The organism is Candidatus Aquicultor sp. (assembly GCF_054640775.1).
In genome coordinates, this window is record NZ_JBTSLF010000187.1 from 1 (window position 1) to 4,656 (window position 4,656).

The 4,656-nt window shown below is 52.4% G+C and carries 4 protein-coding genes and 1 pseudogene; 4 read left to right on the plus strand and 1 reads right to left on the minus strand.

The window, feature by feature from the left end:
* On the plus strand, positions 1-1,547 hold a 1,547-nt coding region (locus ACYC56_RS12305; RefSeq protein ID WP_461374474.1), incomplete at its 5' end, for an OmpL47-type beta-barrel domain-containing protein.
* A 99-nt stretch (positions 1,548-1,646) separates the two neighbouring features.
* Here the strand turns inward: ACYC56_RS12305 and ACYC56_RS12310 are convergent.
* Complete coding sequence (locus ACYC56_RS12310; protein ID WP_461374475.1) at positions 1,647-2,396, minus strand: YdcF family protein; 750 nt, start codon at positions 2,394-2,396, stop codon at positions 1,647-1,649.
* Positions 2,397-2,499: 103 nt separating this feature from the next.
* Between ACYC56_RS12310 and ACYC56_RS12315 the strand changes: the two genes are divergently transcribed.
* The 3 genes and pseudogenes from ACYC56_RS12315 to ACYC56_RS12325 form a co-directional block, all read left to right on the plus strand.
* The gene (locus tag ACYC56_RS12315) at positions 2,500-3,549 is read left to right on the plus strand and encodes a M28 family metallopeptidase (protein WP_461374476.1); all 1,050 of its coding nucleotides are present in this window, start codon (positions 2,500-2,502) and stop codon (positions 3,547-3,549) included.
* Between the two features lie 72 nt (positions 3,550-3,621).
* Positions 3,622-4,320, plus strand: a complete 699-nt coding sequence (gene rd, locus ACYC56_RS12320) for a rubredoxin (RefSeq protein ID WP_461374477.1) — start codon at positions 3,622-3,624, stop codon at positions 4,318-4,320.
* A pseudogene (locus ACYC56_RS12325) lies at positions 4,321-4,656 on the plus strand (hypothetical protein); the annotation flags it as partial. It abuts the gene before it with no gap.

Consider the following 4,656-nt stretch of genomic DNA (forward strand, 5'->3'; position numbering starts at 1 on the left):
ACGTTTCAAGTGCGGGCGCCCAGGCAAACAACTCAAGCTTCAACGCGGCAATCAGCGCAGACGGTCGCTATATCGCATTCTCATCAGCGGCGGGCAACCTTGTCGCTGGTGACATCAACGGAGCATCGGACATCTTCGTCCGGGACTGCGTTATGGGAACGACCGAGTGCATAGGGAAAAATCCAAATGGATGGAGCGATAATCCATCAATTAGTTTGGATGGACGCTTTGTCGCCTTCACATCGGCAGCGAACAATCTGGTGGCGGGTGATACGAACAGCAAAACCGATGTGTTTGTGTGCGATCGCTCTACAGGTTCGATAGAGCGTGCGAATGTCATGAAAACAGGAACGCAGGCAAATAACTCGAGCTTTGGTACGGCGATCAGCGGAGACGGAAACTACGTGGCGTTTTCTTCGCCGGCGAACAACCTGGTGGCCGGCGATACCAATGGAGCCACCGATATCTTTGTTCGTGACCGCTCGACGGGTGAGATCGAGCGTGTGGATGTCTCGTGCGAGGGCGACCAGGGTAATGGCTGGTGTGGCAGCATATGTGTCAGCTCCAACGGCCGCTTTGTGGGGTTCTCATCGTTTGCAATCAATCTGGTAGCTTCAGATACCAATAACGCGTGGGATGTGTTTATCCATGACCGTTGCAACGATGTGACGGCGCCGGTGACCGTGGCGGCCCTTGATGGGACTGCAGGGGAAAACGGGTGGTTTACCTCGGATGTTACGGTTCGATTTGCTGCGACCGATAACGAGGGCGGCTCTGGTGTAGCGCGGACAGAGTATAGCTTTGATGGCGTAAGCTGGAATATAAGTAACGGGCCGGTCGTGCTCTCATCTGAGGGGCAGTCGGTGGTCTTTTACAGGTCTATCGACAGCACTGGGAATTGTGAAGTCGCACAGCAGCTTGCGGTAAATATCGATAAGACACCGCCGGTTATTTCGATGTTGTCTCCTCTGGAGGGGGCTCAATATCTTCTTGGTCAGACGATTCCGGTTGATTGGACAGCTACGGATACCGTTTCAGGGATTGCTACAGATACCGTTCTGGGTATTGCCACCGACACCGGTATAGTTGCCATGGGTATGCTTAGCAGCCGATCAGCTGCTGGACCGCAGAGTTTTACCGTAAGAGCGGTGGATTATGCGGGCAACGTGACGGAGCAAACGGTAACGTATTACATTGCCTATGATTTTAGTGGCATTCTCAGGCCGATCGATGACGGAGGACATAGCGCCTTCAATCTTGGGCGTGACCTGCCGGTGAAGTTTGAGCTGAAGGATGGCGACGGTAATCCGGTAACTGATGCAATAGCCAGGCTTTATCTCTCTATGATCGACGAAAACGGGCCGGGTGAGGAGATAGCGGCAGTGTCAACCTCCGGGGCGACAAAGGATAACCTCTTCAGATACGATGCGGATTGCGGAGGGTATATCTTTAATCTCAAGACCAAAGGGTTGTCTGAGGGAAATTGGCGCCTCAGGATAGAGATTTCTGATGGCACCTCGAAGTATGTCGACATTGCGCTAAGGTAATCCGGTTAGCACCGGTTTTTATAAGGGCGCCCACACGTTATCTGTGGGCGCTTTTTTACTTAGCGATTGCTTATACGAATCGGGATTGTTCGGGTAGGCCTAACCTTGTATTTTATACCAGAGCAGGCCGACTATCTCATGCATGCTTTCGGTGCTTTTTACTAATGCGTAGGATGAGGGAATAAGCGATCTCAAGCCAAACCTGAACGGATTGTACGAGAAATCGGAGGGGAGAGGTATCACTTGCTTGAAGTGCTTCTTGAAGATATACTGTGCCCTGCACATGTGTAGACCGGACGTGACCAGGCCGATTGCCGGCTCGGGTTTGTTCGGTAGCAGTTTCTTAACCCCTATGGCTTCTTGCTCGGTATTTTTGGAATGCGTCTCGAGGATGATTTCCTCAGGCGACACACCCAATGCTCTAGCCCAGTAGCGCATTGCATCGGCCTCGCTTTCACCGGGGTCTCCCCCTCCGCCCGAGAGGACCAGGCAGGTTGCCTTTGACTGTTTGAAATATCCTATTCCCGCCGTCATCCTGCTCCAGGCAACGGGTTGCGGATGTGTACGGAATCCATCGGCCGATGAGACTCCGCCTGCGAGGATAACAATCACATCGGCATTTTGGATATCCTTTGGGCTGAAGTTTGCGGATTGTTTTTCTAAAGGGTACACCAACAAATTGGCAATAGGTTCAGTGCTCAGGAGGTAGAGGATGACTGTCGCCGCCAACACGACGTACCATCCCCATTTATATTCTTTATGCATGGCATGGCGCCTTAGCAAAATAAGCCCTGTAATTAAAAGGGCAAGCATCCAGATAATTGGGGTAAAAAACGTATCGAACATCATGTGAGATCACCAGATTACCAGCTCGGAACCGTCTGCTGGATGTTATTATAAACTATAGCACAGTATAACCCGGATAACGCGGCGGATGAGGTGAGATTCCCAGGTGAGATTCCCAATATTCAACGAACCCAGCGATCGATTTCTGCATGATTCAGTTTTACGTAGGTTAGCTCTTGCTGTAGTTGTTTTACTTGGTGTTTTGCTAAGCGCTCTCTATGTATCGGGCTGTACGTCGGGAGATTCCGGATCAAAGCAGAGCGAAGAGATTGCGTCCAAAGCGGTTGCAACGACCACCTCGCTGCCCCCAACGACTACCACCATAATGCAGCCTACTACGACTACTCTGCCGGTGCCGCCGTCATATGATGCGCGGCAGGCGCTTAAATATACGGAAGCAATAACCGCCTTCGGCCCGCGTCCCGAGGGCTCTGCCAAGGAGCGTGCTGCGGCCGACTATGCCGAAGGTGTGCTTGAGAGCATGGGGTATACCGTTAAAAGGCAGGAGTTTTTGTTGCCTACCAAACGTACTTGTCAGAACCTGATTGTCGATATCCCGGGGTCGGTGCATCCCGAGCAAGTGTTTGTCGTCGGGGGGCACATCGATTCGGTCTCGAAGACGGTCGGCGCAAATGATAACGCTCTGGGTGCGGCCACAGTTCTGGAGCTTGCCAGCGTATTTAAGCAACAAGCGCCGCCGTGTACATTGCGCTTGATCGTGTTTGGCGCGGAGGAATACGGCAATAGAGCGTTGGACCAGCATCACCTCGGCTCGCGCTATTATGTTTCGCACCTCAGCGCGGAAGAAAAGAAAAGCATAATCGGTATGGTCTCGGTCGACATGGTCGGGTACGGCAACACCTTTATGGCGCGCTCGCTGGGGCGGGCCCCGAAATCGCTGTGCTATACCTTTATGCAAAAGGCAAAAGACATGGGCGTGAAGATGATCTACGACAAAGCGCCCGAATGGAGCGACCACGAGTCGTTTGAGAAGGCCGGAATACCGAGCGTATGGCTCTATTGCGCCAAGGACACCACCTACCACTCGCCGCGTGACGTGGTCAGTCATCTCAATCTTAAGGACATCGAGTTTTCCGGGAAGTTGCTTGTGAACGTTATAGAAGACGCTGGGAAAGAAGATAGTGCCCGTTACTAAGCAGGGACCCTCTTGTTTTATCAAGGTGCGCTGTCCGGTATATAGGTATAAGACCCGAAAAGGAGAAAAATCATGGATAACAAAGTCTTACATAAAATAAGCTACGGACTCTATATCGTGAGTTCCAAGAAAGGGGATAAGTTCAACGGGCAGATCGCGAATGCGGTGTTTCAGATAACGTCCGAGCCCGCCACGATCGCCGTTAGTATAAACAAGCAGAACCTTACCCACGAGTTCATCAGCGACAGCGGTGTATTTACTGTCTCGATCCTGGCCAAAGAGGTCCCGATGACGACTATCGGGAATTTCGGCTTTAAGTCGGGGAGGGAGTTGGATAAGTTCAAGGATATGAACTATAAACTCGGTACAAACGGGGCGCCGATTCTTATGGATGACACTGTGGGGTATTTGGAGGCTAAGGTGGTCGGCAGCCTTGATTGCGGGAGCCATACTATCTTCCTCGGCCGGATAACCGATGCCGAGGCGCTGAGCAGTGCCGAGCCCATGACCTATGCCTACTATCATGAGGTAAAACGGGGAACGGCCCCGAAGACGGCACCGACCTATATCAAGGAAGAACCGGTAGAGGAACTGAAGACATTGGAGAAGCGCATGGATAAATATGTGTGTACGGTGTGCGGTTATGTATATGATCCCGAGATGGGGGACCCCGATTCGGGGATAGCTCCGGGAACCGCGTTTGAGGATATCCCCGATGACTGGGTATGTCCTGTCTGCGGCGCGGGTAAAGCCGATTTTGAGAAAGCTTAGATGAACGCAAACCTTAAGAAGTGGTTAACTGCAGGATTTGTCGTGCTCGTAGTGGTGGGCACGATTGCGGTTGCCCTTTTGCTCTATAACGGCCTTTTTCGCCCCGTCTCACTGATTGGGAGGGAGATACGATTTTTCGGCGGCGCGAGCGATGTCACCGGTCCTCCGTTAGTTGTTCCGAGAACCCTTAGCCATCACGACCAGGACGGTGACGGTATCGATGACCTCGATGATATTGTGCATGGCGCCAGGGCTGAGGCCGAGCGCCACCCCATCTACAGGAACGCTTACTACAAAGGCGGATATCCACCGGCGACCGAAGGAGTGTGCACCGAT